The 26448-nt window shown below is 39.0% G+C and carries 22 protein-coding genes and 3 pseudogenes; 21 read left to right on the top strand and 4 right to left on the bottom strand.

Going from position 1 to position 26448, the window contains the following annotated elements:
* Positions 1-142 precede the first annotated feature (142 nt).
* Positions 143-1810, top strand: a complete 1668-nt coding sequence (gene alsS / locus J0J36_RS05450; RefSeq protein WP_019291695.1) for an acetolactate synthase AlsS — start codon at positions 143-145, stop codon at positions 1808-1810.
* Positions 1811-1951: 141 nt separating this feature from the next.
* The gene (locus J0J36_RS05445) at positions 1952-2752 is read left to right on the top strand and encodes a PhzF family phenazine biosynthesis protein (RefSeq protein ID WP_153924875.1); all 801 of its coding nucleotides are present in this window, start codon (positions 1952-1954) and stop codon (positions 2750-2752) included.
* Between the two features lie 59 nt (positions 2753-2811).
* Here J0J36_RS05445 and J0J36_RS05440 read toward each other — a convergent pair whose 3' ends face one another.
* Positions 2812-4056 (bottom strand): S-layer homology domain-containing protein, encoded by a 1245-nt coding sequence (locus tag J0J36_RS05440; protein ID WP_153924872.1) that lies wholly within the window; start codon positions 4054-4056, stop codon positions 2812-2814.
* A gap of 406 nt (positions 4057-4462) precedes the next feature.
* Between J0J36_RS05440 and J0J36_RS05435 the strand changes: the two genes are divergently transcribed.
* Entirely contained in the window at positions 4463-5191 is a 729-nt protein-coding gene (locus J0J36_RS05435; protein WP_019291692.1) for an alpha/beta hydrolase, read from the top strand.
* A 64-nt stretch (positions 5192-5255) separates the two neighbouring features.
* Here the strand turns inward: J0J36_RS05435 and J0J36_RS05430 are convergent.
* Positions 5256-5890, bottom strand: a pseudogene (locus J0J36_RS05430) (lytic polysaccharide monooxygenase); the annotation flags it as partial.
* A gap of 31 nt (positions 5891-5921) precedes the next feature.
* Positions 5922-7403: pseudogene (locus J0J36_RS10685) on the bottom strand (glycosyl hydrolase family 18 protein).
* A 284-nt stretch (positions 7404-7687) separates the two neighbouring features.
* Here J0J36_RS10685 and J0J36_RS05420 point away from each other — a divergent pair.
* From J0J36_RS05420 to hpf, 18 genes and pseudogenes are all read left to right on the top strand, one after another.
* A complete protein-coding gene (locus J0J36_RS05420; RefSeq protein WP_019291690.1) occupies positions 7688-8173 on the top strand; it encodes a TspO/MBR family protein in 486 nt (161 codons plus the stop codon).
* A gap of 370 nt (positions 8174-8543) precedes the next feature.
* Positions 8544-10511, top strand: coding sequence for an N-acetylglucosamine-specific PTS transporter subunit IIBC (gene nagE / locus J0J36_RS05415; protein WP_153924869.1), 1968 nt, complete (start codon positions 8544-8546; stop codon positions 10509-10511).
* A 162-nt stretch (positions 10512-10673) separates the two neighbouring features.
* The gene (locus J0J36_RS05410) at positions 10674-12710 is read left to right on the top strand and encodes a copper-translocating P-type ATPase (RefSeq protein WP_153924867.1); all 2037 of its coding nucleotides are present in this window, start codon (positions 10674-10676) and stop codon (positions 12708-12710) included.
* Between the two features lie 245 nt (positions 12711-12955).
* The gene (locus J0J36_RS05405; protein ID WP_014024794.1) at positions 12956-13282 is read left to right on the top strand and encodes a PadR family transcriptional regulator; all 327 of its coding nucleotides are present in this window, start codon (positions 12956-12958) and stop codon (positions 13280-13282) included.
* Positions 13275-13895 (top strand): DUF1700 domain-containing protein, encoded by a 621-nt coding sequence (locus tag J0J36_RS05400; protein WP_153924864.1) that lies wholly within the window; start codon positions 13275-13277, stop codon positions 13893-13895. The genes J0J36_RS05405 and J0J36_RS05400 overlap by 8 nt, the downstream gene beginning before the upstream one ends.
* A complete protein-coding gene (locus tag J0J36_RS05395; protein WP_153924861.1) occupies positions 13892-14770 on the top strand; it encodes a DUF4097 family beta strand repeat-containing protein in 879 nt (292 codons plus the stop codon). Before J0J36_RS05400 ends, J0J36_RS05395 begins: the two co-directional genes overlap by 4 nt.
* A gap of 13 nt (positions 14771-14783) precedes the next feature.
* Positions 14784-15623 (top strand): undecaprenyl-diphosphate phosphatase, encoded by an 840-nt coding sequence (locus J0J36_RS05390; RefSeq protein ID WP_004257193.1) that lies wholly within the window; start codon positions 14784-14786, stop codon positions 15621-15623.
* A gap of 186 nt (positions 15624-15809) precedes the next feature.
* On the top strand, positions 15810-16382 hold the full coding sequence (locus tag J0J36_RS05385) for a TetR/AcrR family transcriptional regulator (RefSeq protein ID WP_014024790.1): 573 nt from the start codon (positions 15810-15812) through the stop codon (positions 16380-16382).
* A 19-nt stretch (positions 16383-16401) separates the two neighbouring features.
* On the top strand, positions 16402-16761 hold the full coding sequence (locus tag J0J36_RS05380; protein WP_004257197.1) for an iron-sulfur cluster biosynthesis family protein: 360 nt from the start codon (positions 16402-16404) through the stop codon (positions 16759-16761).
* 1 nt (position 16762) lies between these two features.
* Positions 16763-18121, top strand: coding sequence for an FAD-dependent oxidoreductase (locus J0J36_RS05375; RefSeq protein WP_153924858.1), 1359 nt, complete (start codon positions 16763-16765; stop codon positions 18119-18121).
* Between the two features lie 147 nt (positions 18122-18268).
* A complete protein-coding gene (locus J0J36_RS05370; protein WP_019291684.1) occupies positions 18269-19423 on the top strand; it encodes a cystathionine gamma-synthase in 1155 nt (384 codons plus the stop codon).
* A gap of 108 nt (positions 19424-19531) precedes the next feature.
* The gene (locus J0J36_RS05365) at positions 19532-20080 is read left to right on the top strand and encodes a DUF6036 family nucleotidyltransferase (protein WP_019291683.1); all 549 of its coding nucleotides are present in this window, start codon (positions 19532-19534) and stop codon (positions 20078-20080) included.
* The gene (locus tag J0J36_RS05360; protein WP_019291682.1) at positions 20081-20362 is read left to right on the top strand and encodes a hypothetical protein; all 282 of its coding nucleotides are present in this window, start codon (positions 20081-20083) and stop codon (positions 20360-20362) included.
* Between the two features lie 67 nt (positions 20363-20429).
* Entirely contained in the window at positions 20430-21803 is a 1374-nt protein-coding gene (locus J0J36_RS05355; protein ID WP_019291681.1) for a Xaa-Pro peptidase family protein, read from the top strand.
* Between the two features lie 280 nt (positions 21804-22083).
* Positions 22084-22647 carry an alkyl hydroperoxide reductase subunit C gene (gene ahpC / locus J0J36_RS05350; protein WP_019291680.1) on the top strand — a complete coding sequence of 188 codons (564 nt, stop codon included), beginning with the start codon at positions 22084-22086 and terminating at the stop codon, positions 22645-22647.
* 58 nt (positions 22648-22705) lie between these two features.
* Entirely contained in the window at positions 22706-24235 is a 1530-nt protein-coding gene (gene ahpF, locus J0J36_RS05345; RefSeq protein WP_019291679.1) for an alkyl hydroperoxide reductase subunit F, read from the top strand.
* Positions 24236-24398: 163 nt separating this feature from the next.
* Positions 24399-24840 (top strand): annotated as a pseudogene (locus J0J36_RS05340) (FMN-dependent NADH-azoreductase).
* A gap of 110 nt (positions 24841-24950) precedes the next feature.
* Complete coding sequence (gene hpf, locus J0J36_RS05335) at positions 24951-25508, top strand: ribosome hibernation-promoting factor, HPF/YfiA family (RefSeq protein WP_019291678.1); 558 nt, start codon at positions 24951-24953, stop codon at positions 25506-25508.
* A 50-nt stretch (positions 25509-25558) separates the two neighbouring features.
* Here the strand turns inward: hpf and J0J36_RS05330 are convergent, their stop codons facing one another.
* Positions 25559-26395 (bottom strand): DUF368 domain-containing protein, encoded by an 837-nt coding sequence (locus tag J0J36_RS05330; protein ID WP_019291677.1) that lies wholly within the window; start codon positions 26393-26395, stop codon positions 25559-25561.
* Between the last annotated feature and the right edge of the window lie 53 nt (positions 26396-26448).

The following is a 26448-nucleotide window of genomic DNA, read 5'->3' as shown; positions in this document are numbered from 1 at the left end:
AGAAGATGTAAGCGTTTTAGGTGCAGATATCTTGTGAAAGCAGACTACATATACATTCTTCAAGCCCGATTTTTGTAAATTAAAATGTTTTCTGCTAAAATTGATTGTGAAGATTGTGAATCTTAATTGAAATGGAGAAGAAATGACTGATAAAAAATTCGGCTCAGACTTAGTTGTAGATAGTTTAATTAACCATAATGTAAAATATGTTTTTGGTATTCCCGGCGCCAAAATTGACCGCGTATTCGACCGCTTGGAGCATGATCCAAAAGCGCCAGAATTAATCATTACTCACCATGAGCAAGGTGCTGCTTTTATGGCCCAAGCTGTGGGACGTATCACGGGGGAACCTGGTGTTGTTTTGGTTACTTCCGGACCTGGTGTATCAAACTTGGCAACGCCACTTTTGACAGCAACATCTGAAGGGGACGCGATTCTTGCAATTGGTGGACAAGTAAAACGCGCTGATCGTTTGAAACGTGCACACCAATCTATGGATAACGCTCAAATGATGGCGCCTGCTTCAAAATATTCACAAGAAATCTTGGATCCATCCACAATTTCTGAAACAGTAGCCAATGCTTACCGTATCGCTAAAGGCGGTCGTGCAGGTTCAAGTTTCTTATCTATCCCACAAGACGTGACAGATTCAGAAGTTTCTGTGAATGCCATCAAACCTTTGTCAGATCCTAAGATGGGTAATGCCTCAATTGATGACATCAACTATTTAGCGCAAGCGATTAAAAATGCTGTATTACCTGTTATCCTTGTTGGTGCTGGTGGTTCAGATGAAAAAGTGGCCAAAGCTTTGCGTAACTTGCTTTCACACGTCTCTATTCCGGTCGTTGAAACTTTCCAAGGTGCAGGTGTGATTTCGCGTGATCTTGAACATACCTTCTTTGGTCGTATCGGTCTTTTCCGTAACCAACCAGGAGATATGTTGCTCAAACGTTCAGACTTAGTGATCGCCGTTGGTTATGACCCTATCGAGTATGAAGCACGCAACTGGAATGCTGAAATTGATAGCCGTATTGTTGTTATTGACAACGCCATTGCTGAGATTGATACCTATTACCAACCCGAACGTGAATTGATTGGTGATATTGCTCAAACATTGGAAAACCTTTTGCCAGCAGTTCGTGGCTACAACTTGCCAGAAGGTTCAGTTGAATACCTTAAAGGTTTGCGTGACGTCATTAACCAACACGAATTTGACGTTGAAGCAGCTGAAGAAGGACGTTTGCACCCACTTGACTTGGTAAGCACTTTCCAAGAAGTTGTTAAAGATGATGAAACGGTGACTGTTGACGTCGGTTCACTCTATATCTGGATGGCACGTTACTTCCGTTCATATGAACCCCGTCACTTGCTCTTCTCAAACGGTATGCAAACACTAGGTGTGGCCTTGCCTTGGGGTATTACAGCCGGCTTGCTCCGCCCAGGACACAAAGTTTATTCTCACTCTGGTGATGGTGGTTTCCTCTTCACCGGACAAGAACTTGAAGTTGCCGTTCGCCTTAACTTGCCCTTGATCCACATCATCTGGAATGACGGTCACTATGACATGGTTAAATTCCAAGAAGAGAAAAAATACGGCCGTGCAGCAGGTGTAAACTTCGGTAGCGTTGACTACGTGAAATATGCGGAAGCTATGGGTGCCAAAGGCTATCGTGTTCACAGCGCAGAAGAACTGAAAGAACTCTTGGAATCAATCCCTGACAGCACAGGACCAGTAGTTATTGACGTTCCTATCGATTACTCTGACAATATCAAATTGGCGGATACGCTTTTGCCTGAGGAATTTTATTGATAATGACAGATAAAGAATAAAATAAGTAAAAACTTGATAATGTCGATATTATCAAGTTTTTTTAATTCATATGGCTCCCTATTGTAATTTATAGTATTATAATAAAGGTACACTTAAAACCAGTACTATGAGGAGTAATTCATGCCCTACGACATTATCAACGCCTTCACCGGCAAGGAGAGTTTAGGAAATCCCGCAGCAGTCTATATATTAACCCAACAACTCCCAAAAGAGCAGCTTCAAAAGATTGCTTCTGAAATTGCCTTGCCTGAAACTTCCTTTATTTATAAGAATGTAGAGGAAGAGTGGGAAATCCAGTGGTTCAGTCCTAAAAGAGAAGTTTTACTATGTGGGCATGGTCTGATTGCGGCGGCTTTTTTCATCAAGCAGAAGTTAGAAAAAGAGCGTGAAATTTTAATCTTTAAATCTAAATCTGGAAAATTGACCGTCGCCATGGACAATGATCAATTTATCTTAAACTTTCCAAGTCAACAGCTTTTTCCAAAACCGATCACTGAAAAAATGAAAGCAGCTTTCCCAGGAGCAATCATTCAAGAAGCTTATACTACTCAAGAAAAAGATCACCTTGTGCTTGTACTAGATTCAGAAATAGCAGTAAATAATGCAAAACCACAGATAGCTATCATTAAATTATTAGCTCCTCATGCAGTCACCATCACAGCAAAAGGAGCAGAAGTTGATTTTGTATCCAGGTATTTTGCACCTCATGGTGGTGTAGATGAGGACCCCGTGACGGGTTCGTCACATACACGCTTGGCACCATTATGGGGAGAAAAGCTAGAGAAAACAAAACTCATCGCCAAACAACTCTCTAATCGTGGTGGCTTGATTGCTTGTGAAATTGAGGGAGAAATAGTTAAAATCTCTGGTCAGACTGTTCTAGAACAAGAAAATATCGTCATTCACAACGATGATATATAAGAATAGAAAAAGTGCTTGGAACATCTGTCCAGCACTTTTTAGTATGGTTTTCTTGAATATTAAGGGCGAATAAATTTAACACCGGCTGTTGAACAGTCACGTTCAGTGCCCCAGCCACCGTTATAATTTCCTTCACTTACTCTCATTTTAGAGCCGGAAACCGAAATAACAACGGCAACGTGGCCAAGATCTCCAGCGCCTTGATTTCCTGGAGGAAAGACAGCAATCGTTCCTACAGCAGCCGTGCTGTTCGCATATCTAGCCCATTCTTTAGCATTGCCGGTATAGAGTGGAATATTTCCGTTGGAATAGTCCCAAACATAAGCTGTACATTGTCCTGCAGGATAGGGGTTTTGTTTATTGGTCTGGGAAGTGACATTATAGAAACGTTGGAGGAAAGCTGCCATCTCCCCACGTGTAACATTTGCATCAGGTCTAAAAGTTGTTGGTGTGTAACCCGTAGTGATACCTTTTGAACTCAACCAGCCAATGTCATTGGCAAACATATGATTTTTGGCATCCACGAACTTCGTATTATATTTTCCTGAAGTAGGAGCATTTCCTGAAACCTTTGCCATTCTATGGAGAAAGGCAGCCATTTGCCCACGAGTCACATTGCCGTTTGGATTGTAGTGGGGCGCAGTTCCATTGGATACAGTTGTCGCTGTCAGCCAGAGAATCTGGTTTTTATACTGGTTGACATCTGTATAGACATTGAATGGTGCTTTATAACTTGGAGCTCCCGCGAGACGATGAAGAAAGACAGCCATTTCACCACGTGTCACGTAACCATCTGGATTATATGTCGTTGGTGTATAACCTGTGGTAATCCCTCGACTATAGATCCAGCTAATATAATTCTTATATAAAGATTGTGAAACGTCTTTAAAAGGATTGCCTGAATGCTTGATAGGTAATTTTTCTAAGCTTACGGGCACCTTTGGTAGTGTCCCACTATTAAGAGGTTGCTGATAAGTTACAGCACTTCGAGCTTGTACCACAGGCTGCTCGGTCGTACTTGCTACTTCCGCCGTTTCAGCACTTGTATCTTGTTCCTTTATCGCTGCTTCAGTACTTGAGCTTGAGCTGCTTTTATCTACCACACTACTTTCAGTGCTTTTGTTTTCAGTGGAAGTTTCAGAAGTACTTGCAGAAGTAGAAGTGCTACTTTCCTCGATGCTTGAAGCTATTGGCTCATTTTTTTCCTTGTTTACGGCTGTGAGCTCACTCGCACTTACCATTATTCCTTGCGTCGACGACAGAAAAACTGCGCTCAGCATTAAAACCTTTTGATATTTTTTCACTATAAAATATCTCCTCCTTATTTACCATATCTCTTAGAATCATTATTTGTTTGCTTTTTTAGCATATTATAATCATAACATATGATTTAGTTTTTTTTTAAGGAATTTTGAATTAAAATAAATATTATAAGCAGAATTAAAGCATTCTACTCATAAGAATGATAAAATAAGGATGGAATTGATGACAGAATAAATAAACAGAAATCGAGAGGCATGAGGCTTCTGTCCTCACTTGCAATAAAGGCTTTCGATAAACTATATATTTTAATTTATTTTTTCCTCAATGCAATTTTAAATAATGTTTAGAAGTCCTTTCTTTGAGGGCTTTTAGTTTGATTAAAATAGTTGAACAAAGCACTATAATTCACTAAAATAAAAAGAAAAACATTTTAAAAAGGAAAATCCAATGAAAAAATTCAAAAAAATAGCCCTCTGGATCGTAAGTATTTTGCTTGTCCTTCTGGCTGCAGGATTTATCTACATAAAGTCCAGCACGTATCATCCTACTCCTCAAGCGACAAAGAGTGCAAGTCAAGCCGAGAAGTTGGATAATGCTTTGGTCTTTAAAGGCAATCCAGATAAGCCCAGTATCATCTTTTATCAAGGCGCTTTGGTGGATAATGTAAGCTATAGTATTTGGGCCAGTAAAGTAGCAGAATCTGGATATTCTGTTTACCTTCTCAAAGAGCCTCTGAATCTTGCCATTTTTAATCCTGATCTGGCTGATAAAGTAATCAAGGATGAACATCTCTCCCAATATATCGTTGGGGGTCATTCTCTAGGTGGAGTTATGGCCAGTCGCTTTGCAGCAGGCCATCAAGATAATTCAGCCTTAGAAGGTGTCTTTTTCCTGGCAAGTTATCCTGATCAAAAAGGAAGCTTGAAAGGTTACAAGGGAAAAGTTTTATCACTCGTAGGTTCAAAAGATGGTGTGCTCAACCAGTCTTCATATGAAAAGGCAAAAGCCTATCTGCCACAACAAACGGTGAATGTCACACTGGATGGCGGTAATCATGCCGGGTTTGGCAGCTATGGTGCTCAAAAAGGTGATAACCAAGCGGACATCTCAAATGAGAAACAACAAGAAGAAATCGCCGCAGAACTCATCAAATGGCTCCAAACATCCGAAAAGTAAAAAAGAACACTTTGAGAAGTGCTCTTTTTCTTTCTGTTTATTCAACTGCAGCAAATGGTCCAAAGAGCATATTATTATTTTGGACATTGACGTCAATAACATTGTAGAAAGCATTTGGTGTATCAGCAACATCCCAAACAGCAAGGATGATATGGTAGCCTGAACGATTGCTTGGGACAGTGATAGAGTGTGTCAAGTTGTTAGAAGCAGTAGAGCCATCATGATTGACAGTACCAATGAGCTCTAACTCCGAACGTTTGAGTGGCGCATTTTGATCCCAACCTGTTTTGGTCATGTAATAGTGCCATTTGGTTGTTTTATGTGGTGCTGTATATTTCCACGTGAACTGTTTGACACCTGTGTTTATTGTTGTTTTTTCCAACGGTCGCTGGTTTGATTATCTAGGACAAAGTCAGCGATTTGTCCTAGACCGCCATTAGCTGAGGCGATGCGTCCATCTACAGGTCCGCTTTCAGGGAAGCCTTTAGGGGCTTCAAGTGATTGAGGATTTGTGATGACATTTCCATAGAGATTATAAGCTGTTGTCCAGCCATATTTTTCATAATCAAGCTTTCCTTGATAACCACGTGCAGGAGGGCTCTCAACGTAACCGTGAGCCAAGACCGTTTTAGTATTGAAAGCCAATGAAGCGCCCAATACTCCTAAAGTGATTAAAAACCCAATAAACATTTTTTTCATAACTTTGCTCCTTTCTGCTTGTTAAAGCACATCATATTTCTTTCCAAGGGCCGTAAGCACCTGACAAGTCAGGCTGATCACCCTTGGTCCACCATTTTGCTTCGTATTCTTTTCCATTGTAGTAGACGCGGTCACCCGTCCAATATTCTTTATCCTTGAGCTATGTATTTTCAGGAGTTACTGTGTCAGCTGCCGTGCTAAAAGTCGTGCTTGCACTATCAGAACGAATGCCAGCATTATTGATTGCGACGGCTTCAACGGTATAAGTCGTTGCAGCTTTAAGGCCTGAGATATCTTGCAATCCATCTTTACTTGTATAAGTTTTTCCCCCAACTTTAATCTCGTAGTTGGCTATCCCAGATGTGTCTGTTGATTTTGCATGAATTGTAGCACTGGTTTCTGTAAGATCAGAAACTGTGATTATTGGAAGTGTTGGTTTTGCTTCATTTCCGCCCCCAGTGTCCCCAAAAAGCATTGGAGCATAGGTGTTGACGAAGGAATTGTTATAATTTAAGCCAGTTGCGCTCTTACCTGCATCCCAATTGACGGACCAGGTCATTAAGCCTTTGATTTCATTACCAGAAGCTTTTAGGCGTTTTAAGGCATTTTCGACCGCTTTAGGATTTTTGACGTAACCTGTTGCTGCCGCGTCCTCATTTGCAGGCAAGCCAATCACAAACTTGTTTGCTGGAATTTTGATGAAATTATCGGTTCCAGTGACGAGACGGTGTGTTAAGCCATAGAGGAAGGCTTCTTTTTGCTCGTCGTTGGATTGGGAAATCCACATGTTTAAGTCAGAATCCCAAAATCCATCGCCGCCTTGGTTGTAGTATTGAGGATTAATATAATCGTAATCACCTTCTAAACCATTGATATAAGGCGCATACTTCCCTGTAGTCGTAAGATAAGGAAATTCTGGGGCCATCGTAATCATAAAGTTCTTACCTTGTTGACGATAATACGCTTTGACTTTCCGTAAAGCTGACGGGATGACGGTATTATTGTCAGCTGCATCAATGGCAGATTGCTCTAAATCAATATCCAAACCGTCAAAGCCATAAGTATCAACAAGGCGGATAATCTCATTAACAAAAGCATCCTCTTGCGCTTTAGTGAGTTCAATGTGAGCGTCCGCACCTCCTAGTGCAATTAATACAGATTTACCTTCTGCATTGAGTTTTGCAACCTCAGCTCTGAATTCAGCATCGGTCTTATTATAAGGTTTAAATGTTGGAAGTGCACTTCCTTGAGGGGTTTTCATGAAAGATACGTTAATAACATTGTATCCGTCTTGTGTCTGTGAAAGGTCAAAATCAGCAGAGGTTCCGTATTTATAACCATCTTTACCTGTTGATTTCCAATTGTGCCAATAACCGACTAAAACCTTATCGGTGGGATTGACCATTTCATCGGCGGCATCTGCTTGAGCATGCGCACCAGTAAAACCAAGTGTAGCCAAGGCCAATGTCGCTATGGCTATCTTTAAGTAACGTGTGTTTCCATTTTTGATCATAGTTCCTCCTGTTGGTGGTAAGACTATGTCCGGACTAATCATGTAAGCGCTATAATTATTATAACAATTTTTAATTTTCGATTCAATTAAAAAGGAAATTAAAAAAAATAAAAATAAGGTAAAGCCAAAGGAAGATATAGAGCAAAGAGTATAAATAAAGCTTTCTAGGCAAACCAACGGGGGGCAAAATTTACAAACGAATAACTGCCTTTAAAATAGGGGATGTGGTAAAATTAAGAAAATACTAAAGAAAACGGTTAACTTAGAAAAAGAGGAGGAGAATTATGAAACATTCTAATAAACTAAAACCTATATTACTTGCTGGGCTGTTTATCATTGTGGTAGAAGCAATTGGGAGTTTATCAGGAATATTAGCTGGTGATATCAAATCGATTTATAACAACTTACAACTTCCGCCATTGGCGCCACCAGATTATCTGTTTGGTATTGTTTGGCCGATTCTCTATGGCTTGATTGCTGTAGCAGGTTTTATAGTTTTTCAAAATTTAAAATTAAGAAAGAGTGAAGCCCAGCCAGCCCTCATGCTTTATGTTATCCAGTTATTCCTCAACTTTATCTGGAGCATTATCTTTTTCAAGGGTTATTTCTGGTTTGGAGTACTTGTTATCCTTGTTCTTGATATTGTGGTCTATCTTTGTATTAAGAAATTTTTCAAAATCAACCAATGGTCAGGAATCCTACTCTTGCCCTACTTTGTCTGGATACTCTTTGCAACTTATTTGAGCTTGGCTGTTGCTATTTTGAATTAGGAGCATTGAAGAATACTGTTGATGAGAAACTTTATGATGCAAAGTCTAAAGGCAAAAATCAAGTCCTATATTAACAGGCCATACACCCCTCTACATATATAGTCCCCAAAATCACCAAGAAGATGTTAAAATAATACTGTACAAATAAATTTACTCCTATTAAGTGAAAAATATCCTAAATTTTAACAGGTTGAAGACGTAAAGAAAACAAGGCGATTGTGTAAGCATTGGCAATAGCCTTTTTATATGTCAACCAAAGTTAAATCTTACCTTTAGTGAAATAAGAAGTAGTGATACGGAGACTTAAAAGCAGAGATTTTGGTACGTGCCATTTTGGTAAATTATTTAATTTTCTATTCTTGGAGGATTTATGAAAGAATATATGCAGAAGATGGGCCGATCGCTCATGCTTCCGGTTGCGACTTTACCTGTTGCAGCTTTATTTACGGGGATTGGGTATTGGATCGATCCTACAGGCTGGGGCGCCAATAATGTATTGGCAGCCTTTATGATTCAAGCCGGACAAACGATTCTGAATAACTTAGGCTTACTCTTTGCTGTTGGACTGGCCTTTGGAATGTCTAAGGACAAAGACGGCTCCGCAGCTCTGGCTGGGATAGTGTCTTTCCTTGTGCCTATGACCTTACTCAATCCTGATTCTGTGGCGCTTTTGCAAAGAATCGATGTCGAAAAAGTGAATACTGCATTCACTAAGATTAATAACGGGAACGTTTTTATAGGGATTTTAGCGGGCCTCATCGCAGCGGCAGTCTATAATAAGTTCAGCAATACGAAATTGCCGATGGCCTTGTCTTTCTTTAGTGGACGTCGTTTAGTGCCCATACTTACTGCGGTTATCATGGCTGCACTTTCAGCTGTTTTACTTTTCCTTTGGCCAGCTGTTTTCGGAGGCTTAACCACTTTTGGTAAAGCTATCGTTAACCTTGGTCCTTTAGGAGCTGGGATTTACGGTTTCTCGAACCGCTTGTTAATTCCAACAGGTATGCACCACGCGCTCAATAATGTTTTCTGGTTTGATGCTGCGGGTATCAATGACATTGGTAATTTCTGGAAAAACGTAGGAACCCAAGGGATTACGGGGCGTTATCAAGCAGGTTTCTTCCCTATCATGATGTTTGGTTTGCCTGCAGGGGCATATGCTATTTATCGTAATGCACGTCCCGAAAAGAAAAAAGCGACGGCTTCACTTATGCTTGCTGCCGGCTTTGCTTCATTTTTCACTGGTGTAACTGAACCTTTGGAATTCTCTTTCATGTTTGTGGCTTGGCCCCTATATGTTGTGCATGCAGTATTAACAGGGATTTCGATGTTTATTGCCGCGCTTTTCCATTGGACTGCCGGCTTTAACTTTTCAGCAGGGCTCATCGACTTCATCTTGAGCTTACGCGTGCCTATTGCGAATCAACCTTATATGCTTCTCGTACTCGGTTTGGTTATGGCAGTCGTTTATTACTTTACTTTTGACTTTGTCATTAAGAAATTTAACATGATGACACCAGGTCGTGAAGAAGGCGGTGAAGGGGAAGAAGATCCAGATTTATCTTCTGCAGATGAAAAATTTGCTTACCTTGCCGGCCGTATTTATCAAGGACTTGGCAAAGATAATCTTAAAACTGTGGACAATTGTACGACACGATTACGTTTGACTGTCGAAAATTCTGACTTAGTGAATCAAGCTGCAATTAAAGCAACTGGTGTACCTGGAGTGCGGGTTTTAGATAAGAAGAATGTCCAAGTTATCGTAGGGACAGAAGTCCAATTTGTAGCGGATGAATTGAAAAAAATTCAACAAACAGGAGAAGTTCCGGATCCTATTGTAGAAACAGCAAAAGAGGTTGTTCAGTCAGAAACTAAAGCAATTACGCAAGAAATATTTGCTGTCGCAACAGGTAAAGTTATGCCAATCACGGAAGTACCGGATCAAGTTTTCTCAGCCCAAATAATGGGAGATGGCTTTGCGATATTACCAACAAAAGAAGAAGTATTTGCACCACTCTCAGGTAAAATAACAAATATCTTCCCAACTAAACATGCGATGGGGATTCAAACAGAATCAGGCTTAGAAGTTCTTTTACATATGGGCTTAGATACGGTTGAACTCAAGGGCGAACCATTTAAGTTGGCTGTTTCTGAAGGACAAGTGCTTAAAAAAGGCGATAAGATTGCGGATATGGATCTGCAAAAAATTAAAGCTGCAGGTAAAGGAACAGAAATTATTGTTGCTTTTACAAATGCGGAGCGCTTAGAAAATATCGACCTTACAAAAACGGGGAATGTCATTGCCAACCTGGTGATTGGTCAAGTGACAAGTAAATAAAGAGAGAAGTGGAATTATTTCCACTTTTTATTTTACGCAAAACAGCAGGAGCGAGCTTCCTCTTTCGAAACTTTTTAAGTTTTTACTTGACTTTATGAATTTACATATGTAAACTATAGGTGTAGAGTTATTAAAAGAACAGAAAAATTTAAGGAGGTTGAGATGAAAGATGAACATAAAGAGCATATGCATCACGAGATGCATGATATGGCAGAAATGGACCATCATGTCGGACACGATATGATGAACCATGGAGGGCATATGATGCACATGGGTAATATGGGCAAGAAACTGAAGGTCAGCATTGCGCTCATGGTGCCTTTGCTTGCTATTTCAAGTATTGCCGGATTTCAGCTGATTAGCTTTCAAGGCGATTCGATTGTCAGACTTATTTTAGGATCTATCATTTTCTTCTATGGTGGCACTCCTTTCTTTAGCGGCGCACGTGGTGAATTTCAATCCCGGAAACCGGCGATGATGATGCTCATTACGATGGGGATTGTCGTGGCTTATGCTTACTCTGTTTATGCTACGGTCTTATTATGGACAGGTGGGGAGGCAATGGACTTTTGGTTTGAGCTCTCGACCCTGATTGTTATTATGCTGGCAGGTCACATTATAGAGATGCGGGCAGTGAGTCGTGCAGGCGATGCTCTTAAGGACCTCGCATCCCTCATTCCTAAAAAAGCACATCTGAAAGACGGAAAAGATGTGGCCATCTCTGAGCTCCAAGTGGACGATATTCTTCTCGTAAAAGAAAACGAACGTATTCCAGCTGATGGTATTGTGACATCAGAAACGACTCATTTGTCTATCGATGAATCGATGATCACAGGTGAATCGCGTTTGGTCGCAAAAGAAGCAGGAGATACAGTTTACGGTGGTTCTCTAAACCAGAACCTCCCTTTTGAAATGAAAGTGACTTCACTAGGAAAAGATTCTCTTCTGGCGCAAATTGCGCAATTGGTAGAGAAGGCACAAAAGCAAAAATCTGCCAGTGAAAACTTAGCTGATCGTGTGGCAGGTTGGCTTTTCTGGGCAGCATTGAGCGTGGGTCTTGCTTCCTTTATCATTTGGACGATGACTTCTTCATTGAGCTTTGCACTCATGACTGCGGTATCCGTCTTTGTCATTGCTTGTCCTCACGCCCTGGGATTGGCTGTGCCTTTAGTCGTGGCACGCTTAACCAATCTTTCGGCTAAAAATGGTTTATTGATTCAAAATCGTACCTCCCTTGAATCTATTAGTAAAATAAAATATGCGCTGATGGATAAAACGGGTACATTAACAGACGGAAAATTTAGTGTACGTCAAGTTGTCGATTTGGCTAAGGAGGATAAGGTAGATATACTACAAGTTATGGCCGCATTAGAAAGTGGCTCAACACACCCTATTGCCCTCTCCATTGTCAATGCTGTTGACGATTTGAAGTTAGAAGCAGAAAATCTGGAAAACATTCCTGGTGTGGGCTTGAAAGGGACAGTCCAAGGGAAAAATTACAGTATCGTCTCTTACGCTTACCTCAAAGAAAATGACATCACGATTGATGAAGAAGAAGTTCAAAAGGTTTTTGATCAAGGCTTAACGGTTTCCTTCCTCGTTTCGGATAAAACACTTTACGGCTTTGTTGCTTTAGGTGATTCACCAAAAGAAGATGCGAAATTCTTTATCGAAGAGTTGAAAAAACGTGATATCACACCTGTAATGCTGACCGGAGATAATGAAGCCACTGCAGCAAAAATTGCAAAAAATCTTGGTATTGCTGAATACCGTGCTGAATTAAAACCAGAAGATAAAGCAAATATTGTTCAAGATTATCAAGAAAAAGGCGGTGTTCTCTTTATTGGTGACGGTGTCAATGACTCGCCTGCGCTTGCTACAAGTGATCTCGGCATTGCAATCGGAGGTGGGACATCTGTCGCCATCAATACAGCAGATGTTGTCTTGGTCAATTCACATCCGAGTGATGTTTTAGCACTGATTGAGATTGCAAAACGCTCTAATCGCAAAATGAAACAAAATCTTTGGTTTGGGGCAGGTTATAATATCATTGCCATTCCTGTTGCGGCAGGAATTCTTTACCCAACCTTTGGTATCTCTATTGATCCACTGGCAGCTGCAGTATTGATGAGTATCTCAACTATGATTGTGTCAATCAATGCGATGGGACTAAAATATGAAAGACCACAAGAAAAATAAAAAAACTCCTAAATAGGAGTTTTTTTAGGTTTGGTAAGAATACATCCGTAATCTCTCGTCCTCATCCTCATCTTCAGCTTGAACAAAGCCAATAAATTCCCAACCGTATATTTCTAATGTATTTTAGTATATCTTTTGAAATTATTGGCTCACACTTGTCAGCAAATATTTTATATGTTATTATATGTCATATAGTATTATGTTATACAACATATAATATGATATGTTGAAAAGAAAGGACGTTTATGGATATCCAAATTCCAACCTTACTTCTAGACGGGACAGTGCTTTCTTTGCTGAATAAGAAAGATATGTATGGTTATGCCTTGACAAAAACAGTACAAACGCAACTTCCGATTAGTGAGTCAACCATGTACCCCGTCTTACGACGTTTAAAAAAGCATGAGCTTTTAGAAAATTATGATGAGCCTTATGAAGGACGCATGAGACGTTATTATCGGATAACGGAGAATGGACGCCAAGAGCTTCAAAAAATAACTGCTGACTGGCAGCAATTCCGTAATGCCATGGATAAACTTTTAGGGGAAGGAGAACTCGAAAACGATGAATAGTTATTTAGAGGCTGTGCAAGCCCATCTGACAGAGCTACCTCAAGAAGAAAGTGGAGACTTAATTGCTTATTATCAAGAATACTTTATTGAGTCAAATCTAACACTTGAAGAAATAAAAGCACAGTATGGGACACCTAAACAATTTGCTACTAAGCTTAAACTCAGTTATTTCTTAGATCAAGATGATCACGCGCAAGAAGAAGAAAAAAGTATACCTGCCAAATCCCGTCTCCAACTGGTCTGGCTTATTGTACTTGGTCTTTTTGCCTCACCGCTTTTGGTGCCTTTGGCTCTTGCTGTTCTTTTGCTTATTCTCGCATTATTAATAGCGCTATTGGCTCTCCTCTTTAGCCTGTACATGCTTGATGTTTCACTTGTATTTGGTGGCTTATTCTCGCTCGTATCTGGGCTAGGAGTAGTCTTCAGCAGTCCAAGTACAACACTTGCCTTTAGTGGCCTTGGTCTTTTACTTTTTGGTTTGGGAATTCTTATCAGTCCTTTTATTCTTTTCCTCACAAAATGGCTGTGCCTTCGTTTTCTAGGAATGATTAAATGGCTAGGTCGTAAGTTAACTCAAAGAACCAAACGCAATCAGAAAGGAGTCGTCTTGTGAAAAATAAAAGAACCATAGTAGCCGCACTCATTATGATTGTTTCTGGCATCATTCTTTTAGGTATTGGCTTAGCTACTGGAGGTAAAACGAGTCTTGTATGGAAAGAAGGCCGTCCTCAAATCTCTCACCTTATTTCTACACAACAGACTTTTGCTTCAGATAAAGTAAAAAATCTGATTGTCAACAGTAAAAATGCGGATTTAGAAATTATCGCTGGATCAAGTCTAAAGGTGGAGAGTCACTTGCTTGATCAAAAGCCTGAGCTTAGACTCCAAGACCAAACTTTAAATATCGAAGCTCGAAAAAGCGCCTTTGACTTCAATTTAGGTCTTAATTTTGGTAAAATGAGTCAGGAAAAAATAATTGTAACTGTAACAGAAGATATGGATTTCCAAAAAATTATTATTGATGGTACTTCGGGACAAAAAAATTTACGTGACTTGAAAGTTGAAAGCCTCAAAATCAATCTTCGAGATGGAGGTCTTGCCTTAGAAAAAGTTAAAGGAAACCAGCTCACCATGAATATTAGTGATGCTGCGTGGCAGTTGCGAGATGTGACTTTGTCGGGACATTTGAGAGTAACTTCTAATGACGGTGCGTCTGTTTTAAAACGTGTGACAGCACAAAGTATGGATTTTGCTTCAAATGATGGTGCAACTATTTTTGAAAATCTTCGTCTGAAAGAGCGCAGCAAAATTGTTAAAAAAGATGGTCAATTGAAAATGATAAACAGTCAATGGTCAGGCTTAAATGCAGAGGCAGAAGAACTTTATGTAAATCATGTCAAAAAAGAGTTTCCTTATCAGACAGGAAATCAAGAGAAAGCTTTGACGGTTGAAGTTACAGATGGCAGTTTCTACCTCATTAATGAATAGGATATAAGGAAAAATGGATTTAAATTTTATTGAACTTTTGAAAATTATTTTTCTCGGCATCGTCGAGGGAATTACAGAGTGGTTACCTGTATCAAGTACAGGGCATATGCTTTTAGTGGATGCCTTCATCCATACCGACATGACACAATCTTTCAAAGATATGTTCTTTGTTGTCATTCAATTAGGCGCAATTATTGCGGTTATTGTGGAATTCTGGTCACAGATGAATCCTTTTGTTAATGTAGAAGGTAAAGGTGTGCGCATCAAACGCTCTGTCTTTAACATGTGGGTTAAGGTTGTCGTTGCCTTCCTTCCGTCTGCTGTATTTGGCTTATTCTTGAATGATTTCTTAGAAGAAAATTTCGGGACACCCTTGACAATTGCCATTATGCTGATTGTCTATGGTATCGCCTTTATCGTGATTGAACGTTGGAATAAAACACGTGTACCAAAAATCAATACAATGAAAGAAATCACCTATCAAACTGCACTGATCATCGGGATGTTCCAAGTTCTCTCAATGATTCCAGGTACATCTCGTTCAGGCGCAACAATTATTGGTGCTTTGCTCATCGGTGTCTCACGTGTCGTTGCTGCTGAGTTTACTTTTTTCCTTGCAGTACCAACTATGCTTGGTGCCTCAGCCTTCAAACTCTTGAAATTCGGCCTTCACTTTAGTCTCTCAGAAGTGATTGCCCTTATCGTTGGAATGGTTGTTGCTTATGTTGTATCTATCTTCGTTATTAAATTCTTGATGAATTACATCAAACGCCGTGACTTCCAAATATTTGGTTGGTACCGTATTGCACTTGGGATTATCGTTATCCTCTTCATCCTTGTTGGTGTAATTTAAAACACATATCAGAAAAACCTACTCCGCTTAAGGTATATGGCCTTAAACAGAGTAGGTTTTTGTTTTGGGATTTTTTAAAGCTGAGATAGAAACAAAAATTTCCAGTTCAATTATTTGGTCAAGGCACCATAATTTGGTATATTAATATTGTACCAAGCGGTAGGTAAAATGATTGGAGCGTGTAAAGTGTCAGAAGCAAAAGAAAAAATCATTGAGAGCAGTAAAAAACTTTTTTGTCAAAGAGGATATGCCTCAACTTCTATCCGAGATATTCTCGAGGACTCAGGTACTGGAAAAGGACAACTTTATCATTATTTTTTATCAAAAAAAGAAATCTGCTTAGAAGTGATTCGTTCTCACAGTAACGACTGGGAAACACAATGTTTTGATCCGCTATTGCGCCAGATGGAGGACCCCAAACAAGCTTTGCTTGCAATGCTAAACTGGGAAATTCAGGTGCATGAGGATGAAACACAACATTATGGTTGTGCTGTAGGAAACCTCGTCGTTGAACTTGGTGCGAGTGAGGATAAAGATTTTCGTGAGTTGTTGGGACAGCTCATGGAGACGTGGACAGCATTGATTCAAGCGAGGATTATGGAAATCACAGGTTGGACTCAAGCGCGTTCTAAAACGCAAGCTCAGCATATCATCTCAACGATACAGGGGAGTCTCTTGCTACTGAAACTTACACAAGACTGGTCAGTTTTTGAAAACGGCTTGGATCAATTAGGAAAAGAAATTAAGGCACTTGCTTAAACCATAGGAGGAAACAAGCATGAAAATTATATTTGACAAAACAGTAAGCGAAAAATTAGCAAAATTTGAAAATGCAGATTTTGTATTGGATTTCGACCACGAGTTGAGTGAAAAGAATGAAGCTATTGACGCATGTGCGGGCGGCATCTCACGTTACCGTATCCTTGCTATAGACAAAGGCAAGTTGCCAGAGGCTTTTGATGCACATATGGATTCAGAATTTGGCCCTGTTTACTTCAAAAAATGGGGAGAAATGTTCTGGAGTGCCCAAGATTTACATGCTAAAGTAGAAGGCAGCTACAACCTTATTGCTTTGAAAACAGACGGAGAATATTTGAGCCACAATCTTCTCATCGTAGACTATAGAGGCAAGCTTTAATATGGAGAGAAGGACATTTAAGAATCTGATTATTGGCTTTGGAAAAGCAGGGAAAACCCTTGCTAAATCATTGGCCAATAAAGGGGAATCAGTAGCAATCGTCGAGCAATCTACGCGGATGTACGGGGGAACTTGTATTAATATCGGCTGTATTCCGTCTAAATCTCTAATTGTAAATGGCCAAAAAGGTGAAGCTTTCACTGAGGCAGTCCTTCAAAAATTCAGCCTTGTTGAAAAGCTGAATAAAAAGAATTACCATATGATTGCGGATGAGCCCAATGCAACTGTAATTGATGGTAAAGCACGATTTCTTTCAGATCATGAGGTGGAGATTTCAGAAGAAGGAAAGCCGATAATGCTGGTTCAAGCTGAACGTATTTTTATTAATACGGGCGCGCGTGCTATTTTGCCCTCAATCCTTGGTATGTCGGAGAGTAAAAATCTTGTGACCTCGACAGGGTTGATGGACTTACAAGAAAAACCTGAACACCTTCTGATTGTGGGTTCTGGATATATCGGACTTGAATTTGCAGCCATGTTTCTGTCTTATGGATCAAAGGTAACGATTATTGACTCACACGATATATTTTTGCCGCGTCAAGATAGAGATGTTGCGCAGCGCGTGAAGCGAGATTTAGAAGATGCTGGTGCAGTATTCAAACTTGGCTATGAGATAAATGGTGTTTTTGACCGTGATGAAGAAAGCATCCTCAATATTACAAGAGACGGTCAGGCAGAAGAGGTGCAGGGGAATAAGATTCTTCTTGCTACAGGGCGTAAGCCTAATACATCTGGATTGGGCTTAGAAAATACGTCAATTAAGGTTGGTGAGGCCGGGCATATTTTGGTGAATGAAAAACTTGAAACTTCGACTCCAAATATTTGGGCTTTAGGTGATGTTCACGGTGGTCCTCAATTTACTTATGCATCATTGGATGATTTTCGTATCATTGAAAGTCAACTTTATGGCGACAAATCTCGCACATTAAGTAATCGAGGCGAGTTAGCAAGTAGTGTTTTTATCACACCAACTCTGTCTAATATAGGCTTAACAGAAACAATAGCTCAAGCTCAAGGTACCAAGTACCGATTGTTCCGTTTAGAAGCTACATCTATTCCAAAATCTGCAGTACTTGGACAAAGTAAAGGGCTACTTAAAGCGCTGGTTGATCCTGACACACAAGAAATATTAGGTGCAACTCTTTATGCTGAAGAATCACATGAAGTGATAAATATTTTATCGCTTGCGATGAAAGCAAAATTACCTTACACCATGTTAAGAGATCATATCTACACTCATCCAACCATGAGTGAAGCTTTAAATGATCTTTTTGCTCCAGTAAATGAAGTGAAACTATAAGAAAAGGCCCTTATTTAAAGGGTTTTTCTCTTATAAATTCTGTGTTTTTTTAGATATAAAAAAATTAAAAGTCGGATATAGGATTACCCAAAGTCAACAATAGATAATCTGCATTATAATAAATAAACAATTAAAAAGAGGTGAAGTATGAGTGAAATGAAATTAAAAACGAAGATGATTCATGGTGGTATCAGTGAAGATGCTACAACAGGTGCTGTTTCTGTTCCTATCTATCAAGTATCGACCTATAAGCAAGATGGTCTCGGGCAGCCCAAAGCTTATGAATACTCGAGATCGGGGAACCCAACACGTCATGCCTTAGAGACACTTATTGCCGACTTAGAGGGTGGTGTCCAAGGCTTTGCTTTTGGTTCAGGTTTGGCTGGCATTCATGCCGTTCTTTCTATTTTTAAATCAGGGGACCACTTGATTCTAGGTAATGATGTTTATGGGGGAACTTTCCGCCTCATGGATAAAGTCATGTCTAATTTTGGTTTGGAATATGACTTGGTAGATTTAACAGATATTGATGCTTTAAAAGATAAGATTAAAGCATCAACTAAGGCAATTTATTTTGAAACACCTTCTAACCCCTTGATGACTGTCTTAGATATCCAAAAACTTGCAGATATTGCTAAAGAAAATAGTCTACTGACAATCGTTGATAATACTTTTGCAACACCTTATTTCCAACGTCCATTAAGTTTGGGGGCAGATATTGTCTTGCATTCGGGTACGAAGTATCTTGGTGGACATTCCGATGTTGTTTCTGGACTTGTCACCACAGATAAAGAAGAATTAGCTGAACGTATCGCCTTCATGCAAAATTCAATCGGTGGTGTTTTAGGTCCTCAAGACAGCTGGTTAGTTCAAAGAGGAATCAAAACTTTAGCACTTCGTATGGAGGCCCATGCTAAAAATGCTCAAAAAATTGCAGAGTTTCTTGATGCGTCAGAGAAAGTAAGCAAAGTCTATTATCCAGGACTTCCGCAAGACCCAGGTTATGAGATTGCTTCACAACAAATGTCTGGCTTTGGAGGAATGCTTTCTTTTGAACTTAAGGATGAACATAAAGTCAAAGACTTTGTCGAGGCTTTAGAATACTTTACTTTAGCTGAATCACTCGGCGGTGTGGAAAGTCTGATTGAGGTACCTGCAGTGATGACCCATGCTTCAATACCGAAAAAGATTCGTGAAGAAGCTGGTATTAAGGATGGCCTGATTCGCCTATCTGCCGGTATCGAAGATATCCAAGATTTATTGGAAGACTTGAATCAAGCCTTTGCGAAAATTAACTCTTAAAACACCACTAGGTGTTTTTTATTATGTAAAAAGAGGAAAAACTCTTTTTTTATAAGACACGGTATGCTATAATCAAGAAGAGAGTTTTCAAGAGAAAGTATATAATTTATGAATTATAATAAGTTGTTTACGCGTTTGAATGAAAAATTAGCAGAAAATGATATCCACCTAAGCTTACAATGCGTAGGCGGTTTTGTCTTGGAGTATCATGGTCTAAAAGCTACAGAGGATATCGATGCCTTTTATGAATCAACTGCGAAAGTTGAGGAAATTATTGCTGAGATTGGGCAAGAATTTCATGTCGGAACGGCTAATGAACCTTGGTTAAGCCATTCTATCGGTCGCATCATGTCACTTTCTGATGAAGATAAAGTTTTAATCTTCAAGGCAAGTCATCTCGAAGTCTATTTGTCTTCCTTGCAGTCAGTTTTGATTGACAAAATTCAAGTGGGCAGAGCCAAGGATATTCCTGACATTGCTCAGATTATGAAGAAATTAAACATTGAACGTCCAGATACACTCCTTGACTTGCTCAACAGCTATTCAGAAGGGACTTCTGATCCTGCGGTTGTTTTAGAAGCTTACGGTCTCGCTTACGGCCAAGAAGCATTAAAAAATTATTTAAAAGAAAATCCTGAACTTTTGAGGCTATTATAAATGAATTGGAAAGAATATTTTGAAGCTGCGGCTCAAAAATCAAGAGGAAATGCGAGGCTCTGGCTCCGCTATTTAAATAAAGCTATCCAACGTGATCAAATCTATTTGACACATGACGATATTGAATATCTTCGACAGTCGGATCGCTTATCCTATTTTCAGCGCTTTTTCCTGACTTTAGCGGTTGAGGAAGGAAGCAAAGCTTGGGAAATGACTGTTTCTTTATCCGAACCCGCTCAGTTTTCACGCTTGAAAGCCGTCGCCCAAGAGTTAAAAAATTAATAAAATATAGAAAAAAAATAAGAATTGCTGAAGCGGCAGTTCTTATTTTGACAAAAAGGAGCAAGAGATGATTCAACTCACGAAATTTAACCCCCCAACGCTTGAAGAAAACTTAAGACCAGTTGGACTGACAGATGATACAATGGCGCAGAGAAGGCAGGAATTACTTGATAAAATGACCCAAGATAATTTTGATTGCTTAATTATCTATGCGGACCTAGAACATGGAAGTAACTTTGAGTATCTTACAGGTTTTCTCCCGCGTTTTGAAGAAGCCCTGCTTGTACTTCATAAGGATAGCAAAGCTTATCTTGTTTTAGGTAATGAAAACCTAAATAAAGCAGATAAGGCAAGGTTAAAAGCAGAAGCTGTACATATGCCACATCTTTCTCTACCTAATCAGCCTATGAATACTCAAGAAACAGTTGAAGAAATCTTAAGTCAATGTGACCTAGAGCATACTCAAAAGATTGGTTTAGTGGGGTGGAAAAACTTTACCAGCACAAAAGAGGATAATTATCAGCTTTTCGATTTACCTCATTTCTTAGTTCACGCTGTCCAAAGTTTATGTCCAAAAGCCATACTAGAAAATGCTACACGTCTTTTTATCGGGGAAAATGGTGTTCGCACAACAAATAATGCAAACGAATTTGCCCATTATGAATTTGGTGCTGCTTTGGCAGGACGATGCATGTTAAACGCGATGAATCAGATAGAGCTTGGAAAAAGTGAAATGGAAGTTGCAAGAGAATTATCAGACCTTGGACAAGCACATAATGTCGTTACAATAATGGCAACAGGCGAACGTTTTGTAAAGGCCAATATCTATCCAAACGATAAAGTCATTAAAAAGGGAGACAAACTTTCCCTAACGACAGGGTATAAAGGAGGCCTCCAAAGCCGAGGAGGCTATGCAGTAAGTCAAGTTTCTGATCTTCCAGATGAAGAGAAAGATTATCTTTCGGCTATTGTAAAACCTTATTTTAATGCCGTTAAAACTTGGCTGGAAACAATCAAGATTGGTATACAAGGGCAAGAGCTATATAACAAAATAGAAGAAGTTTTGCCACAAGAAAAATACGGTTGGACTCTTAATCCTGGCCATCTCTCCGCTGATGAAGAATGGATGAGCTCACCAGTTTATCCGCAGTCAACAGAAAGTATCGAGAGTGGCATGCTGTTCCAGATTGATATTATTCCATCTGTTCCTGGGTACGGCGGTGTAAGTTGTGAGAGCGGTATCTTCCTAGCGGATGCGCAGTTAAGAAAAGAGATACAGGAAGAATATCCTGACATTTGGACGCGCGTGCAAAACAGAAGAGCTTATATTCAAAATGAATTAGGGATTGCACTCAGTGACGAAATTCTTCCAATGAGCAGTGCTACAGCCTATTTACGTCCTTTTATGTTGGATAAGACGTTAGCTTTGACTGCAAAATAAAAAGCCGAATTTGGCTTTTTTTATTAAATCGTAATAGTTGAGACTTTTTTCAATTAAAAAAACAATATATTATTTGATGAACATTTTAAAACTATGAAAGAATGTTGTATTAGGCTGAACGGGATTACTTAGAGTCATAAACCTAAAGTGTAATAATTCAAAAGTGTTAAGCGCTTTATTTTCTTTCGAAAATTTGAACATATCTTTTGACTAACATTATTCATTTTGTGATAATTATTAAAGAAGCATAAAAAATAATAGAAAAATTGGAGAAAAAATCATGTCCTTAATCGGAAAAGAAGTTGAACATTTCGTCACTGAAGCATATCAAAACGGCAAGTTCTTGACAGTAAATTCAGATGATCTTAAAGGAAAATGGAATGTTATTGTCTTTTATCCTGCGGATTTCTCTTTTGTTTGTCCAACAGAATTGGAAGATTTACAAGAGCAATACAGTATTCTTAAAGACTTAGGCGTAGAGGTTTACTCATGTTCTACGGATACACATTTCGTCCATGCTGCTTGGCATGAGCACAGTGAAGCTATTGGTAAGGTAGAATACCCAATGTTGGCTGACCCATCACAAAAGATTTCTCGTATTTTTGATGTATTGGATGAAGAATCTGGTTTATCACAACGTGGTTCATTTATCATCGACCCAGATGGTATTGTACAAGCTGTCGAAATAACTGCAGATGGTATTGGTCGTGATGCAAGCCAATTAGTAGATAAAGTACGTGCAGCACAATATATCCGTAAAAATCCAGGAGAAGTTTGCCCAGCTAAATGGAAAGAAGATGCGGAAACTCTAACACCAGGTTTAGACTTAGTTGGTAAAATTTAATTTAATGAGGCGAAGTAGATTACTCGCCTTTTTAAGCTAAAAAGAATGGAAAGATAAAATGTTAGAAGAAAATCTTAAAGCACAACTCAAGCAATATTTAGAGCTTCTAGAAAATGATATCGCATTACGCGTTAAGGCAGATCCTGAAGATGCTAACGGTAAAAAAGTACGTGATTTTGTTAATGAAATTGCTGAAATGTCACCACGTATAAGTGTTGAAGAAGCTAAGTTAGTCAAAGCTCCTGGCTTTTCTGTTGTCCGCAAGGGAGAAATGAGAGGTATTGCTTTTGCTGGTATTCCTTTAGGTCATGAATTTAACTCGCTTGTTTTGGCGCTTTTACAAGTAAGTGGTCGCTCACCAAAGATTGAAGAAGACCTTAAAAAACGAATTCAAGCTATCGATAAACCTTATCATTTTGAAACTTATGTAAGTTTGACTTGTCATAACTGTCCAGATGTTGTCCAAGCCTTGAATATCATGAGTGTTCTTAACGAAAATATTACGCATACGATGATTGAAGGCGGCATGTTCCAAAACGAAGTCAAATCTCGTGGTGTGATGGCTGTGCCAACAGTTTTTGTTAACGGTGAGGAATTTTCAAGTGGGCGCATGAGTCTTGAAGAAATATTAAATAAACTCGTGGGTCAAGCTGGAAGTGAAGAATTTGATGATAAAGATCCTTATGATGTTCTTGTTGTTGGCGGTGGTCCAGCAGGTGCAAGTGCGGCTATTTATGCAGCACGCAAAGGGATACGCACAGGTATTTTAGCAGAAAAATTCGGTGGTCAGCCATTAGAAACTCTAGGCATTGAAAACTTGATTGGGACGACTTATACTGAAGGACCAAAGTTAGCTGCTCAACTGGAAGAACATGTCAAAGCCTATCCAGCTGATATTATGAAAACACAAAAAGCAGTGAAATTAGAGAAAAACGACCTGCTTGAAGTGACTCTGGAAAATGGAGCTGTCCTACAGTCTAAAACGGTTGTATTATCAACAGGAGCACGTTGGCGTTCACTTGGTATTCCAGGTGAGGAAGAATTCAAAAATAAAGGAATTGCTTATTGTCCGCATTGTGATGGACCGATCTTTGCAGGTCAAAAAATTGCCGTAGTTGGGGGAGGAAACTCGGGGATTGAAGCAGCCATCGATTTAGCTGGTGTAGTTGAACATGTGACTGTTTTAGAATTTTTACCAGAGCTTAAAGCAGATAAAGTTTTACAAGAAAAACTCTATTCACTGGATAATGTTACGGTTCTGACCAATGTAGAAACGAAGGCTATTCATGGTACAGATAAAGTTGAAAGTCTAGATTATGTCGAGCGTGATACTCAAAAAGAAGTAAACCTCGAATTATCAGGTGTCTTTATTCTTATCGGTCTTGTGCCCAACACAGAGTGGCTTGAGGGAGTAGTAGAGCGTAACTCTCGAGGCGAAATTATCGTTGATAAGCAAGGGGCTACTAATGTACCTGGTGTATTTGCTGCAGGGGATTGTACAGATTCAGTTTATAAACAAATTGTGATTGCTATGGGAAGTGGTGCAACAGCTTCTCTGGGTGCTTTTGACTATCTCATTCGTCATTAAAAATAAAACCATCTTGAAACATTTCGAGGTGGTTTTATTATCTTTTAAGTTTGTGCTAAGTTTCACGTACTAAAATTGTAGCATTCGTAAAATGTTTTTGCTATAATATTAAAGTAAAAATTGTTTACAAATGTAAATAAACAAAATCTTGGAGGATTTATTAATGACTAAATTACTTGTTGTAAAAGGACATCCTTTGACAGCTGAAGACAGCTTCTCAATTAAAGGCTTGGATACTTTCGTATACAGAACAGTTCCTTTCAGCAGATAAGGTAGTCATTGCGAGCCCATTGTGGAACCTTATGATTCCTGCTAGCCTAAAAAAATGGATTGATACAGTCAATGTTGCTGGTAAAACTTTCCGTTACACAGCAGAAGGACCAAAAGGTTTGGCAACAGATAAGAAAGTTATGCACTTGCAAGCAAGCGGTGGTATGTACAATGGTCAAGATACAGGTAGCCAATACATGAAGACTATCTTTGAATTTATTGGTACAGACTTCTCTTCACTTAGTGTTGAAGGTCATGCTTACCAACCTGAAAAAGCTGAAGAATTTTTGGCTGAATTCCTTGGTAAAGTAGAAACTGCAGCACAAGAGTTTTAATTCTGGTAAATCTCGGATATTAGTTGACCCATATTTGTTTTTATATTAAAATTAAATAAGAAATAAATAAAAGAAAGAGCATTTCTTTGAAATGCCATGGGAACAACCTTATGATTAAATTTAGTATTCGTGCTGAAAATGTGGAAATTACAGATGCAATTCGTTCATATATCGAAGATAAAATCGGTAAATTAAATAAATATTTTAATGATGGACATGAAGTCACAGCCTACGTGAATATTAAGTCTTATTCCGATAAGCGTAATAAGGTTGAAGTAACTGTGCCAGCTAAAAATGTAACTTTAAGAGCAGAAAATACTGCTCTAGATGTACTTGCAGCTATTGATTTAGTGGAAGAAAAGTTAGAACGACAAATTCGCAAATATAAAACGCGTGTAAACCGCAAATCAAAAATAAATGTCCCAACTGGCTTAGCCTTTGGTGACGAATTTGCTCCTTTAGATGCCATTGATGAGATTGAAGAAGATACTGTGAAAATCGTCCGCACGAAACGTGTTGATCTTAAACCGATGGATGCGGAAGAGGCAGTGCTTCAGATGGATATGCTTGGCCATGATTTTTATGTTTTCTTGGATGCCTATACTAATCGTACGAGTGTTGTTTACCGACGTGCCGATAAAAATATTGGTTTAATTGAAACAGATTAAGACAAAAAGACTGGTTTGATATCCAGTCTTTTTTATTATGATATTAATCTTTATTTATATTTTTCTTCTAACTTACTCATCCATAGACCTAATACAAGTCCAATTACAAAGAGTAGAGCACTCATAAAGAAGGTTGAGAGAGTTGCACCTGCATAATTGATGGCTTCGGCACTTTGTGTAGGTACTACAATCAGCAATGTGCTTGAGAGTACTAAACCAATGATAAAGTTGTAAACTTTAGAATGGAAATTAATAAGAAGTTTCTCCATTAATTTTGAAAAACTTACTAGAGCAAATAATCCACCAATGGCAATAGGAAGAAACACACCGAAAATATCACGGTTTTTAAAACCTTCGAGCATTGGAGAGAAAAGTCCAAGAATTAAAAGAAGATTTGAGGGGCTAAGTCCAGGTACCAAAACACCTAAGGCGATTAAAATACCTGCAAGGAAGAAACCAAAGAAGTTTGCCGGAACCGTTCCTGCAATGGCAGGTAACATATATAAAATAAGTGTTGACAAAACAAATGTGAGGATTAAAGTAAAGGTATCACTTTTATCACGAGCCTTCTGACGTGTGCTTTCTTTAAAGAGAGAAGGGAGTGTTCCTAAAATTGCACCTGCAAACCCCCATAATACAATTATCTGATAATGCGCTAACACCCACTCAAGAGGTCGACTAAGGAGAACTAAGCCCAAAATCCCACCAATACCAACAGGAAGGAAGAAAAGAAAATTCTTCTTGAAATCCTGACGAATATGAGCCAAGAAATGGAGCATACGTTCATAAATCCCTAAAATGGCTGCAAGAACCCCGCCAGAAACACCAGGAAGAATGAAGCCAAGAGCAATAATCATTCCTTTAATCAATCGAAAAATCCAGTTCATATTATCACTTTCTATTTTTAAACTTTTGCGACTATTATATCATAGATTACTTA

Origin of the sequence: Lactococcus sp. LG1074 (assembly GCF_017309525.1) — a bacterium.
GTDB classification, from domain to species: Bacteria; Bacillota; Bacilli; order Lactobacillales; family Streptococcaceae; genus Lactococcus; species Lactococcus petauri.
Note: the sequence above shows the minus strand (reverse complement) of the source record. Positions and strands in the feature narration are given on the sequence as shown.

Bases quoted from the DNA above. Each gene is read 5' to 3' on its own strand.
- J0J36_RS05380 (WP_004257197.1), top strand. From the start codon at position 16,402: ATGAAAATTATATTTGACAAAACAGTAAGCGAAAAATTAGCAAAATTT.
- J0J36_RS05445 (WP_153924875.1), top strand. From the start codon at position 1,952: ATGCCCTACGACATTATCAACGCCTTCACCGGCAAGGAGAGTTTAGGA.
- ahpC (WP_019291680.1), top strand. From the start codon at position 22,084: ATGTCCTTAATCGGAAAAGAAGTTGAACATTTCGTCACTGAAGCATAT.
- nagE (WP_153924869.1), top strand. From the start codon at position 8,544: ATGAAAGAATATATGCAGAAGATGGGCCGATCGCTCATGCTTCCGGTT.
- J0J36_RS05390 (WP_004257193.1), top strand. From the start codon at position 14,784: ATGGATTTAAATTTTATTGAACTTTTGAAAATTATTTTTCTCGGCATC.
- J0J36_RS05355 (WP_019291681.1), top strand. From the start codon at position 20,430: ATGATTCAACTCACGAAATTTAACCCCCCAACGCTTGAAGAAAACTTA.
- hpf (WP_019291678.1), top strand. From the start codon at position 24,951: ATGATTAAATTTAGTATTCGTGCTGAAAATGTGGAAATTACAGATGCA.
- J0J36_RS05375 (WP_153924858.1), top strand. From the start codon at position 16,763: ATGGAGAGAAGGACATTTAAGAATCTGATTATTGGCTTTGGAAAAGCA.
- J0J36_RS05420 (WP_019291690.1), top strand. From the start codon at position 7,688: ATGAAACATTCTAATAAACTAAAACCTATATTACTTGCTGGGCTGTTT.
- ahpF (WP_019291679.1), top strand. From the start codon at position 22,706: ATGTTAGAAGAAAATCTTAAAGCACAACTCAAGCAATATTTAGAGCTT.
- J0J36_RS05400 (WP_153924864.1), top strand. From the start codon at position 13,275: ATGAATAGTTATTTAGAGGCTGTGCAAGCCCATCTGACAGAGCTACCT.
- J0J36_RS05435 (WP_019291692.1), top strand. From the start codon at position 4,463: ATGAAAAAATTCAAAAAAATAGCCCTCTGGATCGTAAGTATTTTGCTT.
- J0J36_RS05365 (WP_019291683.1), top strand. From the start codon at position 19,532: ATGAATTATAATAAGTTGTTTACGCGTTTGAATGAAAAATTAGCAGAA.
- J0J36_RS05410 (WP_153924867.1), top strand. From the start codon at position 10,674: ATGAAAGATGAACATAAAGAGCATATGCATCACGAGATGCATGATATG.
- J0J36_RS05405 (WP_014024794.1), top strand. From the start codon at position 12,956: ATGGATATCCAAATTCCAACCTTACTTCTAGACGGGACAGTGCTTTCT.
- J0J36_RS05370 (WP_019291684.1), top strand. From the start codon at position 18,269: ATGAGTGAAATGAAATTAAAAACGAAGATGATTCATGGTGGTATCAGT.
- alsS (WP_019291695.1), top strand. From the start codon at position 143: ATGACTGATAAAAAATTCGGCTCAGACTTAGTTGTAGATAGTTTAATT.
- J0J36_RS05360 (WP_019291682.1), top strand. From the start codon at position 20,081: ATGAATTGGAAAGAATATTTTGAAGCTGCGGCTCAAAAATCAAGAGGA.
- J0J36_RS05330 (WP_019291677.1), bottom strand. From the start codon at position 26,395: ATGAACTGGATTTTTCGATTGATTAAAGGAATGATTATTGCTCTTGGC.